Genomic DNA, 19,329 nt, shown 5'->3' with positions numbered 1-19,329 from the left:
GCACGCTCGGTCACCACGTGAACTCCTCTTCGTTGAGATCACCTTCGAGTGAACCAGTCGAATCGGACTAGCGTGGTGACTATGGAGACCTTGCTCGCCGAACTCCGGACCGCTGTGGGTGATGGCGGTGTCCTGACCGATGCCGATGTCACCGCGAGTTACCAGCGCGACATGATGCCGTTGGCGCCGCACGGCAGCCCGTTGGCGGTGGTGTTCCCGCTGAACACCGAGCAGGTGCAGGCAGTTGTCCGTGCTTGTGCGCGTGCGAGAGTCCCCATCGTTCCGCGTGGCGCCGGCAGCGGCCTCTCCGGCGCGGCGAACGCCATCGAGGGCTGCGTCGTCCTGGTCACGACCAAGATGGACGCCATCGTCGAGATCGACGCGGACAACCGCCTGGCCGTCGTCGAGCCGGGCGTCGTGAACCTCGACCTGCGCGGTGCCGTGGAGAAGAACGGCCTGTTCTACCCACCGGACCCGAGCAGCTACGACTGGTGCACGATCGGCGGCAACCTCTCCACCAACGCCGGTGGCCTGTGCTGCGTGAAGTACGGCGTGACCACCGACTCCGTGCTGGGCCTGGAGGTCGTGCTGGCCGACGGCGAGGTGCTCAAGACCGGTCGCCGCACGGTCAAGGGCGTCGCGGGCTACGACCTCACGAAGCTCTTCATCGGCTCCGAGGGCACGCTGGGCGTGATCACCAAGGCCACGCTGGCTTTGAAACCGCTCCCGCAGGCTCCCGCGACGTTGGTCGCCGCCTTCATCAGCACCGCCACGGCCGGCGCCGCGGTGAGCAGGATCGTCCGCGAGGGCCTGGTGCCGTCGTTGATGGAGATCATGGACAGGACCTCGATCGAGGCCGTCGAGCAGTACCTGAAGACTGAGCTCGGCGCCGGTCCCGGCTGCGCCGCGCTGCTGATCTGCCAGTCCGACGCGGGCGGCGAGCAGGCGCGGCACGAGCTGCAGAAGATCGAGGAGATCTGCCTCGAAGCCGACCTCGTCTACGCCACCCACGACATCAACGAGGGCCGCGACCTGCTGACGGCGCGACGGGCGGTGCTCACGGCGTTGGAGGTCTACGGCTCGTGGCTGACTGACGACGTGTGTGTGCCGCGCACCCGCATCGCCGAGCTGATCCAGGGCTGCGAGGACATCTCGAAGGAGGTCGGCCTCAAGATCGCCGTCGTCGGCCACGCTGGCGACGGCAACATGCACCCGACGATCGTCTACAACCCCGCCTCCGAGGACGAGTTCGCCCGCGCGCAGAAGGCATTCGACGACATCCTCGCCGTGGGGTTGTCCTTGGGCGGCACGGTGACCGGTGAACACGGCATCGGCAAGATCAAGCGCGAGTGGCTGGCGAAGGAGATCGGGCCGGTCGGCCTCCGGGTCCACCGCGACATCAAACGCGCGCTGGACCCGGAGAACCTGTTCAACCCCGGCTCGATGTTCAGCCTCTAGCTTTCCTTGTAGTACGTCGCCATCCGCGAGACCAACCCGTCCGCGGTCCGTGACCGCACCTCCACGCTCGGGGGCGGGAACTCGACGTCCCCGAGGTCGAGCGGCAGTGTCACCCTGCCGTCCGGTCCGGCGGCGATGACCTGGTCCGGCCCCGAGTTGACGCTGTAGACGTACTCGACGACGCCCGGCATGCCCGGCGCGAACGTGTACAGGTCGCCGTCACGCGTGATCGTCGGCGTGGAGTCGGCGGTGCGGGTGAAGCTGCCGCTCGACGCGGTGCGATCGCCGGCCGCGGTCTTGGCCCACACCCGGACGCTGGTCGAGTGCGCGCTGGTGACCCGGACCGACACCTTCGCCGCGCCGGACACCGCCGGGACGGTGAGCTCGGGGCCGTTGCTGGTGGCCTGGTAGACGAACTCGGTGATGTTCGGCTCGGCCGAGCTCATCGAGACCTCGATCGTCGATCCCAGCTGTGCTTCTTCGGGCGCGTGCACGCTCGGGCCGTTGTAGCGCACCTTGAACGCGTAGGTGCTGAACGGGGAGCCGTGGCCGACCCGGTCGACCGCGTACGCCTCGATCCTGTTGTCACCCGAGATCGGTACGCGCACGGTTGCTGTCGCCTTGCCGCCAGGACGGTCGGCAGCCACCTCGTGCATCGCGTCGTCGCGCAGGCGGTACCGGAACCCGACGACGTCCTCGTCACCGTTGGCGTCGAAGGTGAACTCACCCGGCATGCCCACACCCGTGGTCGGGCCGTTCGGGGTGAAGTTCTTCGACGCGATGGTCGGCGCGTTGGCGGGTGCGACCAGATCCGCGGTGAACCGGCACGGCGGGCTGGCCTCGCCCTTGTCGAACCCGTCCTCACCCTGGGCGGTCCACGAGTAGGTGTGGCCGTGCTCGAGGAAGCTGTCGGGAAGGTAGGTGTACGGGCTGCCCGTGAACGAGCTGACGACACCCTCGTGACGCTTGGCCGGGTCGGCGACGTCGGTCACCACGTACCGGATCTGGAAGCCCGGCACCGGATCCGCGTCGGTGACCTTCGCGAACAGGGCGGGCGCCTTGCCGACGAAGTGATCCGTTCCGTCGCACGGCTTGCCGTTGGTCTGCGGATCGGTCGCCGCGCTCGGCGCCGTGTTGTAGCGGGCTTCCACCTGAAGGCCCGCGATGCGACGGCCGTGCTCGACGTTGGTGTACGTGTCCACGGGCAGCCGCAGCGCGAACGTGGCCTTCTCGGCACCTGCGGCGATCTCCTTCGCGGCGGTGTCGGTGAGGTCCCAGCGCAGGTTGGTGCGGCAGCCGGTGCCGGCGGTGCCTTCCTGACGGGTCAGTTCCCTGGGTGCGCGCAACCACGTCGGCTGCTCGGTGAGCTTGGTGTGCCACAGCTCGGTCGTGCGCGGCTTGGTGCAGTCGGTCACCGCCGACTCGTAGGCGTACGCGTAGACGTTGAACAGGCGCACGCCTCGCAACGGCTTCAGATCGATGGTGAAGTAGGCCTTCGAGACGTGGTACCCCTGCTGCTCGTCCAGCCAGGCGCCGACCGGCATGTCCTTGCCGGTCAGGGTTTTGGACGGTTCCCGGATGTCGGTGTAGCCCACGCCGGAAAGCGTCAGGTCGCGGGTCATGTGCTGACCCTCTGCCGTCGCCGGGGTCACGGCGAGCGCCATGACCCCGGCAGCGATCAGCAGTGCACTGAACGTGCGTCTCATTCGGTTGTCCCCCAGACGATGTCCCGGCCCCCAGCCGGAACTCCGGGCAGACAATACTCAGCAACAGGCCGTGCGCACAGCGGGAAAAAGCGGTTCCTGAGAGGCTTTCTCCACTTCCTTCAGCATGGCCGCTCGTTCCGCTGCGCCGAGCACCCGGCCGCGGGTCAGCACGGCGTGGATCCGCTGGGTGTTGCGGATGTCCTTGAGCGGGTTGCCGTCGAGCACGACGAGGTTCGCCGCCTCGCCAGGCTGGAGCTTGGCGCTGCGCGTGCCCGCGTTGAGTGCGGCTTTGGGCGACAGACCCGCTTCGACGAGCAGTTCGAGTTCGTCGTGCACCGAGAAACCCGAGAACGAGTACGGGTTGCCCGCGTCCGTGCCGACCAGGATCTCGACGCCGTGGTCGTGCATCTCGGCGACCTGTTCCTGGCGACGCTGGAAGAACTCGGCCTGGTCGCGGATCTCCTGCGGTGTCACGGGAGCCCAGTTCTTCAGGCTGTCGCGCCACAGGTCTCGGTAGAACGCCGGCATGTACTTCATCCGCGGGTCGTTGGCGTACCGGTCCGCGGGGCTGGACAACACCCGCATCGTGACCATCGTCGGGCACAAAGCGGATCCGTTGCGCCGCAGCAGGTTCGCGAGCCTCACCGCCTTGCTCCGGCTGTGCGACAGCGTGGCCCGGCGTTCGAGCTCCAGCACCTGCTTGAACCACGCGAACGAGTTGGCGGGGTCGAGTGGAAGGTCCGCGATCGCTTGCCGCAGTTGGGTTTCGTGCGTGCTCGTGGCGAGCGGGAGGCCGTACATGTGCTCGAACGTGCGCTGGCCGAGCGAGCTCGCGTCGCCCATCGCCACGTGGTCCGAGCAGTGTCCGGCGAACGTGAGGTTCTGGCGCGCGCACTCGTCCGCGATGGCCGCGAGTGTGGGCCGGTCCAGGTACGAGTAGACCTTCACGAAGTCCGCGCCCTGGGTCTTGGCGTCCCGCACGGCCTGGCGGCCTTCCTCCGGCGTGGCAACGATCTGCGCGCCCGGCAACGTCGAGTGCGGGCCGTCGATGATCGTGCTGCCGACGATCAGCTGCGGCCCGAACACCTCGCCGCGCTCGATGCGGTCCCGCAGCGCGTAAATCGGCGGGAAGCCCCACATCTCGCGGATGCCTGTCACGCCGTTGACCAGGCACAGCGGCAACGTGATGCGGTCCATGAACGCGCCGTGGACGTGCATGTCCCAGAGGCCGGGGATGACGAACTTGCCGGCCAGGTCCAGCACCGTGGACCCGCGCGGCAACGGCAGGTCGCACGAGCCGACCGCGAGAATCCTGTTGTCCGCCAGCACGATGGTCGCGTTCGGGCGCGTGCCCGCCGAGTCGATCAGCGTGACGCCTCGCAGTGCGGTGACGCCGACGGAGGCGTTGGCCTGGCTCGGTGCGAGCACTGCTGCCGCACCGAGCCCTGCCAGCCAGCCCAGTACTTCACGTCGAGTGGTGGTCATGCCGTTCAACCAACACCTTGACGTTACGTCAGACTCAAACCTCTTTAGCGGGACATCGCCTTGAGCAGCGAGTACTGGGCGTCGTCGGACCCCAGCTCCCACATGAACGTGCCGAGCAGCCCGCGCGAGCGAGCGAAGTCCGCGCGGATCCCGATCGACCGCGGGTTCTCGTAGGAGACGAACTTCTTCTCGGCCGCGTTGTAGAGCCACGGCGACTGCGCGACCGGGTGCCAGTACTCCTTCCAGCCCGGGGTCGCCTTGAGCTTCAAGGCGTCCTCGTAGCCGTCGACCCAGAACGCGCTGTCGTAGGGCTGGTAGAGGCCGTGCTGCGGGCCCTCGGTCTTCACGTTGAAGCCGCGGCCGTAGAACGGGGTGCCGAGCACCATCTTGCGCGGGGAGACGCCGTGCATCTCGTAGTAGTTGATGGCGCCGACGACGTTGTTCCACTTGCGGTCGGCGGCGGGCATCGGGTCCTGCGCGACCTCTCGGAAACCCGCGTTGAACGTGGCCACGGGCGAGAAACCGGTGCCCATGTCGTAGGTCATGACGTTGATGAAGTCCATGATCTGCGACAGCTCGCGCAGCTCGAACGACTTCGCCGGGTCGTACGAGCCGTCGGTCTGCAGGCGACCGGTGGGCAGCGCCGCGGTGACCAGCTTCTTCCCGAGCGCGCGCCGGAAGTCCTTCGTCAGCAACGTCATGTTCCGACGATCTTCCGGCCGGTCCTTGATCTCGGTCGGACCGCCGTACACCGGGAACTCCCAGTCGAGGTCGATGCCGTCGAACGTGCCGTCGGAGAAGAACAGGTCCACACAGGACTGAACGAGCGTCTTGCGTGACGCCGAAGTGAGAGCGGCGTCCGAGAAACCGCCGGCACCCCAGCCACCGAGCGAGATCAGGGCCTTCAGCGACGGCTTGCGTTTCTTCAGGTCCCGGATGTCGGCGAAGTCGCGAGCCGCTGTCTCGGCCTCCATCACGCACTTGCCGTCCTTGATCAGGGCGAACGCGTAGAACAGGTGCGTGATCGGCGTGTTGGAAGGAATCGACGAGATCGGCTTCGAGCCGCTGTACCAGTTGCCGTAGTAGGCGCCGACGATCTTCTTCGACGGCGCGGCGTCGGCGGCACCGACGCCAAGTGAGACGGAAACGGCGGCCAGTGCGACCGCCAATCCCTTGCGGAACAACGACATCGCGAGCCTCCAGTGGTTCAGACCACTGAAAACCTAAGGGCGATATCCGATCTGGTGCAACACCTTGTGGAGGTAGGTCTCCAGTTCTGCCAGCGGAAGTTGCGTCGGATGGACCAGCGAGCGGTAGAAAAGTGCACCTCCGGCCAGGTCCAGCACCACGTTCATGTCGGTACCGGGTGGAAAACCGGAACGCAGCCGGTCCATCAGCACGGTGCGCCGCGGCGCGATGAAGAGTTCCCAGTACCGCTGCATCAACGGGAAGTTGTCCGCCGAAGCCCCCACGATCCGGCGCATCAGCTGCACCGCCTGGCTGGTCGACATCAGAGCCGCCCAGCTGGAGATGATCTCCTGCTCCGACGACACCGCCATGCGTTCCGGATCGAGCGCCGCGACGTCGCGCGGCAGCTCGATCACGCTGAACAGCAGGTCTTCCTTCGTGGCGAACCGGCGGTAGACCGTCGCGCGAGTCACTCCCGCGCGACGGGCCACCTGCTCGATCGAGGTGCCGTCGAGACCGCGCTCCAGGAACAGCTCGAACGCCGCCGTCAGGATCGCGTTGTCAGCCTCGGGGTCTCGGGGACGCCCAGCACTTCGTTCAGCCACGCAGAGAACCTTTCAGAGGGGCCACGCCACGCCATGTGTCCGTCGGGGCGCACCAGCAGCGTGTCACCGGCGCGTTCATGGTGCACGACGTCCCCGAGCCGGTCCCGCGCCACCTCCAGACACGTCGACGGACCCGCGAGCACCCACTTGCCGGTGCGCGCGAACGCCGGCATGCGTTCACCGCCGTGCTTGCCGACCGCGAGCGGACCCGAGTACTTCACGCCCAGCTGCGACGCGAACCCGATGATCAGCCGCTGGACCGGCGGCAGGCTCAGCGCCGGGAACACCACCAGGTCGCGCAGCAGCCGCTGGACGCGCCCGGATCCCATCGAGATCCTGGTCGCCGGCGTGGTCGAGCCGAGCACGGCCGCGGCGATCGGGCGCCGTTCCGCCTCGTAGGTGTCGAGCAGCTTCTCGGAAGCCCTGCCCTGCACGACCAACGCGAGCTTCCACGCGAGGTTCTCCGCGTCGCCGAGTCCCGTGTTCATGCCCTGCCCGCCCAACGGGCTGTGGATGTGCGCGGCGTCGCCCGCCAGGAACACGTTGCCACGCCGGTAGGTCGACGCGAGCCGCTTGTGGATCCGGAACGTCGACTCCCAGTCGACCGCGTCGATCTCGCCGGGTGCCCAGCGGCCGTCCGGTGACATGACCCGCCACAGGTCGTCGCCGGGCAACGGGAAGATCGCCGTCAGCCCGCCGTCGTTGATGTAGATGTGCACCGACGACCGGTCGAGGTCCCACCGCGCGTGCACGTCGCGCAGCAGGAAGTTCTCCATCACCGCCTCGCCGTCGAACGAGATCCCGGCCATCTTCCGCACGGCCGAGTGCGCGCCGTCGCAGCCGACCAGCCAGTCGTCGTCCGACACCGGGACCTCCGAGATCGGCGTCCCCCACTCGACCTCGACCCCCAGCGCCGAGAGCCGGTCGCGCAGCCGCGCCTCGACCCAGGTCTGCGACGCGATCAACGCCCCCGCGCCCGCCATCGGCCTCAGGTCGAGCCGCTGCACGCCGTTGAGCCGCAACGCGTCCAGCCGGATCGCCTTGTCGGGCAGGTCGCCCAGCGCGCCCAGCCGGTAGAGCACCTCGGCGCCGCGTGGCTGCACGCCCAGCGCCCGTGACGTCGTGGCCGGCCTGTCCGCCGCGTCCACGACCCGAACATCCACCCCGTACTGCCGGAGTCCGCACGCCAGCGCCAAGCCGGTCGGACCCGCCCCCGCAATGATGACCATATGAATACAGTACAGCCCTGTATTCAAACTAGGCCAGCAAAAGGCCCGCCTGTCGGAACAGACGGGCCTGAGCTGCGACTCAGCGTTCGACGCGCGGGATGATCTGCGTCGAGTCGTCCTGGTGGACCTGGGTGTCCATGACCTTGGTGATGTCGTCCGCCTCGGCCTGCAGCAGCGCCTTCTTCTCCTTGCGCGCCTTGATCACCTCGAAGATGATCGGCACGACCGAGAGCAGCACGATGGCGATGAGCGTGAGCTCGAGGTTCTTGCGGATGAACTCCACCTGGCCGAGGAAGTAGCCCAGGATCGTCAGACCCGCCGCCCACGCCACGCCGCCGATCGCGGAGTAGGTGAAGTACTTCTTCGGGTCCATGCGCCCGACGCCGGCCATCGCGGTGATGAACGTGCGGACGATCGGCACGAACCGCGCGAGGACGATGGCGCGCGGGCCGTACTTGTCGAAGAACTCCTGCGTCTTGTCGACGTACTCCTTCTTGAAGATCTTCGACTCCGGCTTGTTGAACAGTGCCGGACCGGCCTTCTGGCCTATGTAGTAACCACAGACGTTGCCGACGAACGCGCACACCGTCAGCAACACGCAGACGAGCCAGAGCGGCGTCGAGATGTGACCTGCCGCGACGAAGAGACCCGCCGTGAACAGCAGCGAGTCGCCCGGCAGGAAGAACCCGACGAGGAGCCCGCACTCGGCGAAGACGATCAAGCACAGCCCGACGAGCATCCACGGGCCGAGCATCGTCAGCAGTTTTTCGGGGTCCAGCCAGTCAGGGCCCAATGCAATCGTCACGGCAACCAAGGTACAGGTCAGCTGAGCGTGATCACTGCGGCCACCGTGCCCGCTGCCAGGCCCAACAGCAGGGCGAGGCCCAGCACCAGCCACGCGGACATGGGTGCCGGGCGCTCGTCAGGAACCGGGACGTGTACGGCAAATCCGGCATTCGTGCTGGTCGCTTGCGCGCGCAACGCGTCGGTCACCAGCCGTTCCGGATCGTCCGCCATCCACCTATTCCTTGACCCACTCGCCCTTGCTCATCACGTCCCTCGGCTTCAATTCTGCATCGAGCACCACGATGTCCGCCGCGAGGCCCGCTTCGAGCTTGCCCGTGTCGAGCCCGAGCAGCTCCGCGCCGCGGGTCGAGCTGGCGTACGCGGCCTCCACGAGCGACAGTCCGCAGGAGTTGACGGCGTTGCGGAAAGCCATGTCCATGGTCAGCGTGCTGCCGGCCAGCGCCGCGCCGCCTGCCAACGTTGGCACGCCGTCGACGACCCGCACTTCGAGCCCGCCGACGTCGTACACGCCGTCGCCCACACCCGCGGCCGCGATGGCGTCGGTGATGAGGACGGTCCTGCGAAGGCCCGCGTGGTGCGCGGCGAGGCGGACGGCGGTCGGGTGCAGGTGCACGAGGTCGCAGATGAGCTCGACGGTGACGCGGTCGTCGTCCAGCAGCGCGCCGATCGGGCCGGGCTCGCGGTGGTGCAGCGGCCGCATGCCGTTGAACAGGTGCGTCGCCACCGAGGCGCCCGCGTCGACGGCCGGGCGGACCTGCGCCTCGGTCGCGTCGGTGTGGCCGATGGCGGCGATGACGCCCGAGTCGACGAGCTGGCGGACGGCCTGGACCGCGCCTTCCAGCTCGGGCGCGATGGTGATCATCCGGACCGTGCCCTTGCCCGCGTCGAGCAGCTTCGTCACCGCGGTCTGCTCCGGCGGGCACAGGATCGCTGGGTCGTGCGCACCGCAACGAGCAGCTGAGAGGAACGGCCCTTCGAGGTGGATGCCGGCGACGACACCCTCCTGGACCAGCTCGGCCAGCGCGGACACCTGGTCGGCCAGCTCCGGCACCGGGCGGGAGACCAGCGAGGCCAGCAACGTCGTCGTGCCGTGCCTGCGGTGCGCGGACGCGGCCTTGCGCACCTTCACCGGGTCGCTGCTGGTGAACGCGTCACCGCCGCCGCCGTGGCAGTGGATGTCCACGAAGCCCGGCACGATCACACCGCCGCCGACGTCCGTGGTCGGTCCGTCGGGCGCGGCGCCCTCACCGACCGCGGCGATCCGGCCGTCCCGGACGCTCACCCACCCGTTCTCGAGCACCCTGTCCGGCGTGACGACCCGACCATTGGTCAGGGTCACGTCGACAGGTCCACCCCACGTGCTCATGACGCCTCCAGCATGTCGATGGCCAGCAGCGCCGCGCCGAGGAAGCCCGCCTCGTCGCCGAGCGCCGCGAGCCGCAGCTCCGGTCGGCGCTGGAAGGCGATCAGCCCGTCCAGCCTTTCCCGCAACGGCTCCACCAGCAGGTCTCCTGCGAGCGCGAGCCCACCGCCGAGCACAACGGCCTCAGGACCGAGCAGCGTCGCCAGCACCAGGATCCCCCTGGCGAGCGCGTCCACGGCCTCGTGCCACACGGCGATGGCGTCCTGCTCCCCGTCGGACACCCTGCGTGCGACTTCAGCGGCGCCGTTGACGGGGGTGCCGGTATGTGCGGTGTACCGGCGGGCGATCGCCGCGGAGGACGCCACTGTCTCCACGCAGCCGATCTGGCCACACGCGCAAGGCACGCCGTGGCCGACGTTCACATGTCCGATCTCACCCGCGTAGCCGTCGCCGCTGAAGATCTTCCCGTCGAGCAGCAGCGCGCCGGCGATCCCGGTGCCGATCGGCATGATCACCGCGTTGCGCAGGTCCTTCGCGGCACCCATGCGGCACTCGGCGAGCCCGGCGGCCCGGACGTCGTGTCCGAACGCGACAGGCACGCCCAGCCGTTCCGTGAGGACCGAGCTGAACGGGAACTGGCTCCACGGCAGGTTGGTCGTGTACACGCCGACGCCGTTGGCCTCGTCCACGATGCCCGGCGCCACGACTCCCACGGCGTCGATCTCGTGCTCGGAGGCGTGCCGGAGCTCGTCGACGAGCTCGGCGATCACGGCGAGGAGCGGCTCCAGCTCGGCCGGAGTCGCGCGACGGGCGTGCTTCTGCGCCGCCACCGCGTCCGAGGTGCCGGAGACCAGCGCCGCCTTGGTTTCGGTGCCACCGATGTCTACGGCGACCACGTGTCTGCGTGCCACGAGGACTGATCCTGCGGCATCGGAGCCCTATTGGTCTATACCAAGTACCGATTTGGGGGTGTGGTCTTACGAGCTGAAACCGCTCTCACCGGGCAAAACGGCTCAACTGGGGAAAACTTGAACGTTGCTAACGATCTGGTTTAGCCCGCCATGATCTTCTGCAGGGCGTCCAGAGCGCGGGACGCCGTCGACTTCACGGTGCCCTTCGAGATGCCGGTCGCCTCGGCGATCTCGGCCTCCGACAGGTCGCCGTAGTAGCGCAGCACGAGAACCTCGCGCTGACGCGGCGGCAGCTGCTGCAGCGCCTTGACGACCGCCTGGTGCTCGGCCGTCAGCATCGCGAGCGACTCGGCCGACCGCGCGTTCGCCACGTGCGGCGGGGTGTAGTCGCGCGCGGTCTTGCGCCGGCGCAGCACGCTGCGCGAGCCGTTGACCACGGCTGTGCGGAGGTAGCCCACGGCAGCCTGGGAGTCCCGCAGGCCCTTCCAGTTGCGGTGCAGGCCCGTGAAGGCCTCCTGCACCACGTCCTCGGCCGTGGACGGCTCGTCCACCAGCAGCAGCGCGAGCCTGATGAGGCGCATGCGGTGCTGCTTGTACAGGTCTTCGAGCGTGAGGGGCCCTGTGGGTGGTCCTGCGACGCCGTCCTGGATCCGCAGGTTGGTCAGGGTGTCCTGCACGGTGCGCGGGGTTTCGTCGCCAACCACAAGGTAGGACGGTACCGGTCGGCTTCACTACGGTGGTGGCATGGCCCGCTTTGCAGTCGAATTGGTCTTCGGTCCCGATCGGGAGAAGCGCCTCGCGGTGCGCCCCGCACACCGCGAGTACATCGCCTCTCTCGCAGAGAAGGGCGTCGTCCTCGCCGCAGGTCCGTACGCGGACGACACCGGCGCGTTGATCATCTACGACGCCGCCGACGAGGCGACGTTGAAGGAGATCATCTCCGCCGACCCGTACACGCCCGCCAACGTCATCGTGAAGTGGGAGATCCGCGTCTGGAACGTCGTACTGGGCTCGTGGCTCACCGACTAGCGGCTTGACCACCTGGTCCGACCAGGCCTGACGTGTCGCTGGCAGCCATCTGCCGGTCGGCGTCGGCCACCTCTTCGACCGCCTGGCGGTCCACGACCATCGGCGTGAACGCGCGGAAGTACTTCAACGCGCCGACCCAGCCGGGGACGTGGACCGCCTTCGCTCGTTTCTCGACGCCCCTGACCACGGCCCTGCCCACGTTGCGGACCGGGTACTTCTTGCCGGCGACGCCCGGCATGCCCTTGCGCAGCTTGCCGAAGACCGGGTGTTCGTCGGCGCTGTTGACCATGTCCGTGGAGATCCACGAGAAGTACGCGGTGCCGACGTCGACGCCGAGGTGCCTGACCTCCGCGCGCAGGCTGTCCGCGAACGCCTCGCAGCCCGCCTTCGCCGCCGAGTAGGCCGCGTTGCCGGGGATGTGCACGATCGCGGCCAGCGACGACACGACCAGGCAGTAGCCGCGGCTTTTGATCAGATGCGGCAGTGCCGTGCGAACCGTGCGCCACACGCCGAGCAGGTTGACCTCGATGACCCGTTCGAACGCCTTCGGGTCCATCGAGCGCACGAAGCCGGTGGCCGCGATGCCCGCGTTCGCGATGACGACGTCGATGGCGCCGAAGTGCTCGGCGGCCTCGTTCATCACGCGTTCGAGCACGTCCCAGTCCGTGACATCGGCTTCCCACGCCTTGCCGCCGGTCTGCCGCGCGACCTCTTCGAGCAGGTCCTTCTCGAGCCCGACGAGCGCGAGACGAGCCCCGCGCGCGGCCAGTTGCCTCGCCACCTCGGCGCCGATGCCCCTGGCCGCGCCGGTGATCAGTACCACCTTGCCCGTGACGTCCATGCCGTCACGGTAACGCAACCTACTCCCAGTAAGCTACTGGCAAGTTAAATTGCGCTCAGGCGGTCCACCTCTGCCTGCGACAGTTCGAGCGTGAGCAGCGGCAGCAGGTCGCTGAGCTGCTCCAACGTGCGGGCGGACGCGATCGGCGCGGCCACCGTCGGCTGCTGGGCGAGCCACGCCAGCGCGACCGCGGCCACCGTGGTCTCGTGCGTCTCGGCCAGTTCGTCGAGCACCTCCAGCACCTGCAGGCCGTGCTCGTCGAGGTGCTTCGAGGCCGCACCGGCTCGCGGGCTCTGGACCTCGACACCAGGGCGGTACTTGCCCGTCAGGAAGCCCCTGGCCAGGCCGAAGTACGGCACCGCGGCGAGCCCGTTCGTCGCGACCACGTCCTGCAGATCGCCCTCGAACTTGTCGCGGCTGACCAGGTTGTACTCGGGCTGCAGCGCCACGAACTTCGCGAAGCCCTCGCGTTCCTGGATCTCCAGGGCCTGCCGGAGGCGCTCGGCGGAGAAGTTGGACGCCGCGATGTAGCGGACCTTGCCGTCGCGCACGAGCTGGTCGTACGCGGCCAGCGTCTCCTCGAGCGGCGTGTTCGGGTCGTCCAGGTGGTTGTAGTAGAGGTCGATGTGGTCGACGCCGAGCCGCTTCAACGAGCGATCGGCGCTGCTCAGGACCGTGTCGCGCTTCTGGTTGTTGAACCCGGCGAGCATGCCGACCTTGGTCGCGACCACGATCTGGTCGCGGTCGCTGCGTTTGGCCAGCCACCTGCCGATGATCGTCTCCGACTCGCCGCCGGAGTTGCCCTCGGCCCAGGCGGAGTAGACGTCCGCGGTGTCGAGGAAGTTCCCGCCCGCCTCGGTGTAGGCGTCGAGCACTGCGAACGAGGTGTCCTCGTCGGCCGTCCAGCCGAAGACGTTGCCACCCAGGCAAAGTCGGGACACGTTCAAACCAGTGGTGCTCAAGATCGGCATAACGAGACGGTAGTCCGTGTTGCCGAGAGGTATGAGCGACTTCCTGGGAACGTTCGGCGTGTGGGGCTCGCACTACCAGTGGGCCGACAGGATCGACGAGATCGCGGAGATCGAGGAACTGGGCTTCGGCACGTTCTGGATCGGCAGCTCACCGGAGATGGCGCTGGTCGAGCGGGCGTTGAACGCCACGAGGTCGATCACCATCGCGACCGGCATCACCAACGTCTGGCAGACCGATCCCGCGGTCGTGTCGGCCGAGGTCGCGAGGCTGGCCAGCGACAGGTTCGTGCTCGGCGTCGGCATCGGCCACAAGCAGATCGACCAGGCCTACGAGAAGCCGTACGACAAGCTCGTGTCCTACCTGGACCGCTTGGACGTGCCCCAGGACCGGCTGCTGCTCGCCGCGCTCGGCCCGAAGGTGCTCAAGCTCGCCGCGGACCGCACGGCAGGCGCGCACCCGTACCTCGTGCCGGTCGAGCACACGGCAGAGGCGCGCAAGGTGCTCGGCGACAAGCTGCTGGCCCCCGAGGTGACCGTGGTCGTCGAGGAGGACCCGCAGACCGCGCGGGCCATCGCCCGTGAACAGCTGTCGTACTACTTCTCGCTCACCAACTACACGAACAGCTGGCAGCGCTGGGGCTTCTCGGCCGACGAGATCACCGCGCCCGGTTCCGACCGGCTGATCGACGCGCTCGTGGCGTGGGGCACGCCGGACCAGGTGGCCGCGAAACTGCGGGCACACCTGGACGCGGGTGCCGATCACGTGGCGATCCAGTCGTTGAACGGCCACTACGCCGAACTGGCCGGCGCACTCCGGCTCAAGGCGTGATCTCGACGCCCTTCCAGAACGCCACGCGGTCCTTGATCTGCGCCGCCGCTTCTTTCGGCTCGGCGTAGTACCAGGCCGCGTTGGCGTTCTCCGAGCCGTTGACCTGCAACGAGTAGTAGTTCGCGGTGCCCTTCCACGGGCAGAAGGAGGTGTGTTCGGACGGCTTGAGCACCGACTCGTCCACGGACTCCAACGGGAAGTAGTGGTTGCCTTCGACGACCACGGTGTCGTCGGAAGAAGCGATGACCTTGCCGTTCCACTGAGCGGTTGCCATGTCATCCACTATGCCTGTACCGGCGAGTAACGGAGACCGGCTGGTCAAGTGGTACTTGATCGATCATTTACGAACGGCTGGCCGCCGCGTTGGCCCCGTGACACGTCCTCGTAGGATGCGGACGACACGGCGTTCAGGGCACCTGAGGAGGACCACCGATGCCCATCGCAACTCCCGAGGTCTACGCGGAGATGCTTGACCGGGCCAAGGCGAACGAGTTCGCCTACCCCGCGATCAACGTCACCTCGTCGGAGACTCTCAACGCGGCTCTGCGCGGATTCGCCGAAGCCGAGAGCGACGGCATCATCCAGATCTCGACCGGTGGTGCCGAGTTCGCCTCGGGCACCAAGGTCAAGGACATGGTGACCGGCGCTGTGGCGCTCGCGGAGTTCGCGCACGTCGTCGCGGCCAAGTACCCGGTGAACATCGCGCTGCACACCGACCACTGCCCGAAGGACAAGCTCGACGGGTACGTGCGTCCGCTGATCGCGATCAGCCAGGAGCGGGTGGACAAGGGCGGCAACCCGCTCTTCCAGTCGCACATGTGGGACGGCTCGGCCGTGCCGCTGGAGGAGAACCTCCAGATCGCGAGCGAGCTGCTCGACCTCTCCGCCAAGGCGAAGATCGTCCTCGAGATCGAGGTCGGTGTCGTCGGTGGCGAGGAGGACGGCGTCGACAACGAGATCAACGACAAGCTCTACACGACGCCCGAGGACTACCTCAAGACGATCGAGGCGATCGGCGCCGGTGAGAAGGGTCGTTACCTGCTCGCCGCGACGTTCGGCAACGTGCACGGCGTGTACAAGCCGGGCAACGTCAAGCTGCGTCCGGAGATCCTCAAGCAGGGTCAGGACGTGGCGGCCGAGAAGCTGGGCCTCCCGGCCGGCTCGAAGCCGTTCGACCTCGTCTTCCACGGCGGCTCCGGCTCGCTGCTCGAGGAGATCCACGAAGCCGTGTCGTACGGCGTCATCAAGATGAACATCGACACGGACACGCAGTACGCCTTCACCCGTCCGATCGCGGCGCACATGTTCGCGAACTACGACGGCGTGCTGAAGATCGACGGCGAGGTCGGCAACAAGAAGACCTACGACCCGCGCAGCTACCTCAAGGCCGCCGAGACGGCCATGGGCGCCCGCATCGCGCAGGCGTGCGAGCACCTCAAGTCGTCGGGCCGCATGATCGCGGGCTGACACGTGCTGTGAGAGGGCCCCGGCGGTGATCCGCCGGGGCCTTTCTCATCGGAACGCGGCGACGTTGCGCGCGGCCCAGTCGGCGAACGTGCGCGGGGCACGGCCGAGGATCTTCTGCACGTCCGGGCTGACGCGCAGCTCGGCTTCCGTTGGTGCGCCGAGGATGTCGAGCGTGTCGTCGGCGAGCTCGCCCGGCATCAGCTGCGTCATCCCGGCGTGAGCTTCCGCCCGAGTCAGCTCGTGGAACCTCACGTCCTCGCCCAATGCTCGTGCGAGGGCCTCCGCCTGCTGCCTCGGCGTGACCACCTCCTGGCCGGTCAGCTCGTACACGCCACCGGTGTGCCGGTCGTCCAGCAGGCAGGCGGCCGCGACCTCGGCGATGTCCGCGGGGTCGATGATCGGCACGCCGACGTCGCCGAACGGTGCCGCGACGACCCGTTGGGCGCGAACGGACTCGGCCCACCACAGCGCGTTGGACATGAACCCGCCCGGCCGCAGGATCGCCCAGTCCGCACCGGACTCGCGCAGCACGTCCTCCAGCTCCCGCAACGCGATCCGCGTCGGACCGAACGGCCTGGTCGCCACTCCCAGCGACGACAACAGGACGACTCGGCGCACGCCGCTCGCCACCGCCCGGCCGATGACGTCGGCCGGGTCGGCCCCGACGGCGTGCAGGTCGCCGGACAGCAGCAGGAACAAAGCCTTCGCCCCACCCAGCACCGGTTCGAGACTCGCCGGGTCCGCGAGATCGGCCACCACGTGCCGCACACCCTCCGGCACCTCGGCCGCGTGCCGCGACACGGTCGTCACCTGCTCGCCCGCCTCGACCAATGCCTGCGTGAGAGGCCTTCCGACGTTCCCGGTCGCCCCAGTAACCACGATCATTTCCAGCTCCTTCGTCGATGTCGGACACGACGCTAGGAACCAGGCTTACTTTTCGTAAGGACGTACCTCTGGGTAAGCTCCAGACATGGCGGTCGGAGTTCAGTTCACGCGCAACGAGACGACCGAGCGGTATGAGGTGTTTCACACCGACTGCCCGGCGCGCGAGATGGTCGACCACGTCACCAGCCGGTGGGGCATCTGGGTGCTGATCTCGCTGCAGACCAACGATCTGAGGTTCTTCGAGCTGCGCGAGAGCATCCGGGGCATCAGCGAGAAGATGCTCTCCCAGACGTTGCGCGGCCTCGTCGAGGACGGCCTGATCTGGCGGCGCGTGGAGCCGACGACCCCGCCCCAGGTCACCTACGGGTTGACCGAGTTCGGGCGGGACGTCGGCGAGCCGCTCGCGGACCTCTTCGGGCGGATCACCCGGAAGCTGTCAGCCGAGCTTGAGCCGCGAGGCGATCACCTGTAGCTCCGGCCGGTGGATCACCATGTCCCCGACCGTCCACAGCACGGCCAGCAGCACCGCCGTGACCGCCGCCGACGAGAACGAGATCGGCGGCCCCCACAGGTACTCCTGCTGGAACCAGATGCCGACGTAACCGACCGTCGTGACGGTCGCGGAGCCCAGCACGGCCGCGGCGGGCGTCGGCATCTTGATCACGTGCGCCGCGTCGATCGCGAGCCCGACGAAGATCAGGAACAACGGCACCGCGGACTTCGGGAAGTCGATCCCCGCGAGCAACGGCCAGATCAGGCACCGGTACGCCACATAGCCGCCCACGACGGCCGTAGCCGCCCACGGACGGTCGATCGTCCTGCGCGCGATCACCAGCACGATCGCGGCCGCGACCAGACCCCACACGGGGTAGACCCAGTCCGCGATCGGCAACGCGAAGTGCACGACGGCCTCGCGCCCGACCGAGATGCCCATCTGGTCCGCGGCGAACTGCAACAGGATCGGCTCGGCCTCGGGCCTACCGCTGTCGTAGGCCTGCAGCGCGCGCACGCCGTACTCCTGGTGCTGGTTGGGGAACCAGACGTTCTCCAGGAAGAAGAACCACAGCGCGACGAGCCCGAACGTCCTGGCGTTGCCGGCCGGGAAGTACTTCATCCAGCCGCGGATCGCACCGGCCAGCATCACCGCCGTGCCCAGGTAGAGCAGGGCGTGCGAGCCGGACCACGACGTGATGTCGAGGCCGTTGATGCGGTGGTTGATCACGTCGATCGGCAACGCGACCAGGAAGATCCCGCAGCCGATCTGCATCAGCCGCAGCGTCAGCTTGTCCACGCCGTAGCCGGTGAAGGTGTGGAACAACGTGAGGCCGACCACGATCACCGTGCCGACGGTGTTGATCAGGTGGGGCGGCGCCAGGTCGTCGCGCAGCCACTTGAAGTGCCACGAGACGTCCCACGACGAGCCCAGCAGCTTGAGCAGCAGGCCCACCAGCCACAGCTGGTAGAGCTGCTTGGTGAGCGTCGCCGGTGTGGTCCTGCCTGGTGTGCCCCGCTCCCAGTACTGGTCGCGGAACTGCTTTACCCCCTGAATCATCCGAACATCATGAGCGGATCACCGGCGTTCAGGAAGTCACAACCACCCTGGTTTTACCCTGATGTTTCCAATTCGTGTGCACGATCAGGTGAACGGCGTTGATCTGACCCGGCTAGCGCGGAACCATGCCGGGACATGAACCAGAAGATCATCGCCGGAGTGCTCGTGACCGCCCTCATGCTCGCCGTTGTGGCCGCTGTCATGCGGGTCTTCATCTCCTGAGACGTGCTGTCGTGAGGGTCTTCGTCTCCTGACACGTGTTCGTGCGGCACGATGGGCCGCATGGTTGAGAACCTCCTCGGGCCCGAGCCGACCCGTCTTCCCGACCGCCCTGAGGCGCAGGCCGCCGCGGACGGTGGCACCGACCCCGGCAAGATCGTCCGGGCTTATCCGGACTTTTCTGAGGCTTGGGCCTTGTTGGCTGAGCGGGCGTTGCACGCCGGCGATCCTGTGGCTGCTTACGCGTATGCGCGTACTGGGTACCACCGTGGGCTGGACCAACTGCGTCGGTCTGGGTGGAAGGGGTTTGGGCCTGTGCCTTGGGATCACCGGCCGAACCAGGGGTTTTTGCGGGCGCTTGCCGCGCTTGCCCGTGCTGCTCGGGAGATTGGGGAGGATGAGGAGTGGGAGCGGTGCTCCACCTTCCTCGCCGATTCTGACCCCAAGGCTCCGGCTGCGTTGGGGCTGGTCTGACGCTTGGGTTGTGTCCGTAGGTGGTGCTGTTGCTTAGGTCTGTTCCTGGTGCTTTCTGGGGCTCCGCCCCAGACCCCGCCAATCTGATCAAAGACCCACCAGCGCCATACGCGGGTTGATGGCACGCCTGTTGCTTTGGGCGGCTTGCTGTTGCGTTGTTGGTTGCGGTGGTGGGGTGGGTCCCGTCACGAGTCGCGTCCGAGCGAGCCACACCAGGTCAGGGGTGTCAACTCGACGAAAAGCGTGTCGAGTTGACACCCCAGACCAGGCGCGGCCCACCAACCAAAAAGGAAAAGCACCCCCCAGAAAA

At 67.7% G+C, this 19,329-nt stretch carries 21 protein-coding genes; 6 read left to right on the top strand and 15 right to left on the bottom strand.

Annotated features, from left to right (window positions below):
* The first annotated feature begins 75 nt into the window (after positions 1–75).
* Positions 76–1,458, top strand: coding sequence for an FAD-linked oxidase C-terminal domain-containing protein (locus tag AB0M24_RS28000; protein ID WP_363774065.1), 1,383 nt, complete (start codon positions 76–78; stop codon positions 1,456–1,458).
* Here AB0M24_RS28000 and AB0M24_RS27995 read toward each other — a convergent pair.
* The 10 genes from AB0M24_RS27995 to AB0M24_RS27950 form a co-directional block, all read right to left on the bottom strand.
* Positions 1,455–3,164, bottom strand: a complete 1,710-nt coding sequence (locus AB0M24_RS27995; protein ID WP_363774063.1) for a hypothetical protein — start codon at positions 3,162–3,164, stop codon at positions 1,455–1,457. The two genes, AB0M24_RS28000 and AB0M24_RS27995, sit on opposite strands and share 4 nt — an antisense overlap.
* Positions 3,165–3,221: 57 nt before the next feature.
* Positions 3,222–4,649 carry an amidohydrolase family protein gene (locus AB0M24_RS27990; RefSeq protein WP_363774060.1) on the bottom strand — a complete coding sequence of 476 codons (1,428 nt, stop codon included), beginning with the start codon at positions 4,647–4,649 and terminating at the stop codon, positions 3,222–3,224.
* A 44-nt stretch (positions 4,650–4,693) separates the two neighbouring features.
* Positions 4,694–5,839 carry a glycosyl hydrolase family 18 protein gene (locus AB0M24_RS27985; protein ID WP_363774057.1) on the bottom strand — a complete coding sequence of 382 codons (1,146 nt, stop codon included), beginning with the start codon at positions 5,837–5,839 and terminating at the stop codon, positions 4,694–4,696.
* Positions 5,840–5,872: 33 nt separating this feature from the next.
* Positions 5,873–6,442, bottom strand: a complete 570-nt coding sequence (locus AB0M24_RS27980; RefSeq protein ID WP_363774054.1) for a TetR/AcrR family transcriptional regulator — start codon at positions 6,440–6,442, stop codon at positions 5,873–5,875.
* Positions 6,385–7,671: an FAD-dependent monooxygenase gene (locus tag AB0M24_RS27975; RefSeq protein ID WP_363774051.1), complete on the bottom strand. Its 1,287-nt coding sequence runs from the start codon at positions 7,669–7,671 to the stop codon at positions 6,385–6,387. The genes AB0M24_RS27980 and AB0M24_RS27975 overlap by 58 nt, the downstream gene beginning before the upstream one ends.
* A 79-nt stretch (positions 7,672–7,750) precedes the next feature.
* Positions 7,751–8,425 (bottom strand): VTT domain-containing protein, encoded by a 675-nt coding sequence (locus tag AB0M24_RS27970; RefSeq protein WP_363774543.1) that lies wholly within the window; start codon positions 8,423–8,425, stop codon positions 7,751–7,753.
* A 68-nt stretch (positions 8,426–8,493) separates the two neighbouring features.
* Positions 8,494–8,688, bottom strand: coding sequence for a hypothetical protein (locus AB0M24_RS27965; RefSeq protein WP_363774048.1), 195 nt, complete (start codon positions 8,686–8,688; stop codon positions 8,494–8,496).
* A 4-nt stretch (positions 8,689–8,692) separates the two neighbouring features.
* Positions 8,693–9,844, bottom strand: a complete 1,152-nt coding sequence (nagA, locus tag AB0M24_RS27960) for an N-acetylglucosamine-6-phosphate deacetylase (protein ID WP_363774045.1) — start codon at positions 9,842–9,844, stop codon at positions 8,693–8,695.
* Complete coding sequence (locus tag AB0M24_RS27955; protein WP_363774042.1) at positions 9,841–10,752, bottom strand: ROK family protein; 912 nt, start codon at positions 10,750–10,752, stop codon at positions 9,841–9,843. Before AB0M24_RS27955 ends, nagA begins: the two co-directional genes overlap by 4 nt.
* 140 nt (positions 10,753–10,892) lie before the next feature.
* Positions 10,893–11,429: a SigE family RNA polymerase sigma factor gene (locus AB0M24_RS27950; RefSeq protein WP_363774540.1), complete on the bottom strand. Its 537-nt coding sequence runs from the start codon at positions 11,427–11,429 to the stop codon at positions 10,893–10,895.
* Between the two features lie 67 nt (positions 11,430–11,496).
* On the opposite strand from AB0M24_RS27950, the gene AB0M24_RS27945 reads away from it, so the two are divergent.
* Entirely contained in the window at positions 11,497–11,781 is a 285-nt protein-coding gene (locus AB0M24_RS27945) for a YciI family protein (RefSeq protein WP_363774039.1), read from the top strand.
* On the opposite strand, the gene AB0M24_RS27940 is transcribed toward AB0M24_RS27945, so the two are convergent.
* Positions 11,771–12,622: an SDR family oxidoreductase gene (locus tag AB0M24_RS27940; RefSeq protein ID WP_363774036.1), complete on the bottom strand. Its 852-nt coding sequence runs from the start codon at positions 12,620–12,622 to the stop codon at positions 11,771–11,773. The two genes, AB0M24_RS27945 and AB0M24_RS27940, sit on opposite strands and share 11 nt — an antisense overlap.
* 44 nt (positions 12,623–12,666) lie before the next feature.
* The gene (locus tag AB0M24_RS27935) at positions 12,667–13,593 is read right to left on the bottom strand and encodes an aldo/keto reductase (RefSeq protein WP_363774033.1); all 927 of its coding nucleotides are present in this window, start codon (positions 13,591–13,593) and stop codon (positions 12,667–12,669) included.
* 31 nt (positions 13,594–13,624) lie between these two features.
* On the opposite strand from AB0M24_RS27935, the gene AB0M24_RS27930 reads away from it, so the two are divergent.
* A complete protein-coding gene (locus tag AB0M24_RS27930) occupies positions 13,625–14,422 on the top strand; it encodes an LLM class F420-dependent oxidoreductase (RefSeq protein ID WP_363774030.1) in 798 nt (265 codons plus the stop codon).
* Here the strand turns inward: AB0M24_RS27930 and AB0M24_RS27925 are convergent.
* On the bottom strand, positions 14,412–14,696 hold the full coding sequence (locus AB0M24_RS27925) for a DUF427 domain-containing protein (protein WP_363774027.1): 285 nt from the start codon (positions 14,694–14,696) through the stop codon (positions 14,412–14,414). The two genes, AB0M24_RS27930 and AB0M24_RS27925, sit on opposite strands and share 11 nt — an antisense overlap.
* Before the next feature lie 158 nt (positions 14,697–14,854).
* Here AB0M24_RS27925 and fbaA point away from each other — a divergent pair, with 158 nt between their 5' ends.
* On the top strand, positions 14,855–15,889 hold the full coding sequence (gene fbaA / locus AB0M24_RS27920) for a class II fructose-bisphosphate aldolase (protein WP_363774024.1): 1,035 nt from the start codon (positions 14,855–14,857) through the stop codon (positions 15,887–15,889).
* Between the two features lie 45 nt (positions 15,890–15,934).
* Here fbaA and AB0M24_RS27915 read toward each other — a convergent pair whose 3' ends face one another.
* Positions 15,935–16,774 carry an NAD(P)H-binding protein gene (locus AB0M24_RS27915; protein WP_363774021.1) on the bottom strand — a complete coding sequence of 280 codons (840 nt, stop codon included), beginning with the start codon at positions 16,772–16,774 and terminating at the stop codon, positions 15,935–15,937.
* Between the two features lie 85 nt (positions 16,775–16,859).
* Here AB0M24_RS27915 and AB0M24_RS27910 point away from each other — a divergent pair, with 85 nt between their 5' ends.
* Entirely contained in the window at positions 16,860–17,246 is a 387-nt protein-coding gene (locus AB0M24_RS27910; protein ID WP_363774018.1) for a helix-turn-helix domain-containing protein, read from the top strand.
* On the opposite strand, the gene AB0M24_RS27905 is transcribed toward AB0M24_RS27910, so the two are convergent.
* Positions 17,211–18,326, bottom strand: a complete 1,116-nt coding sequence (locus AB0M24_RS27905) for a hypothetical protein (protein WP_363774015.1) — start codon at positions 18,324–18,326, stop codon at positions 17,211–17,213. The genes AB0M24_RS27910 and AB0M24_RS27905 overlap by 36 nt on opposite strands.
* A 282-nt stretch (positions 18,327–18,608) precedes the next feature.
* On the opposite strand from AB0M24_RS27905, the gene AB0M24_RS27900 reads away from it, so the two are divergent.
* Positions 18,609–19,019 (top strand): DUF3151 domain-containing protein, encoded by a 411-nt coding sequence (locus tag AB0M24_RS27900; RefSeq protein ID WP_090046054.1) that lies wholly within the window; start codon positions 18,609–18,611, stop codon positions 19,017–19,019.
* The last annotated feature ends 310 nt before the right edge of the window (positions 19,020–19,329 follow it).

The sequence above is a fragment of the Lentzea sp. NPDC051838 genome (assembly GCF_040681245.1).
In the GTDB taxonomy this organism is placed as follows: domain Bacteria; phylum Actinomycetota; class Actinomycetes; order Mycobacteriales; family Pseudonocardiaceae; genus Lentzea.
The sequence above is the reverse complement of the archived record's forward strand: the minus strand, read 5'-3'. Positions and strand labels throughout refer to the sequence as shown.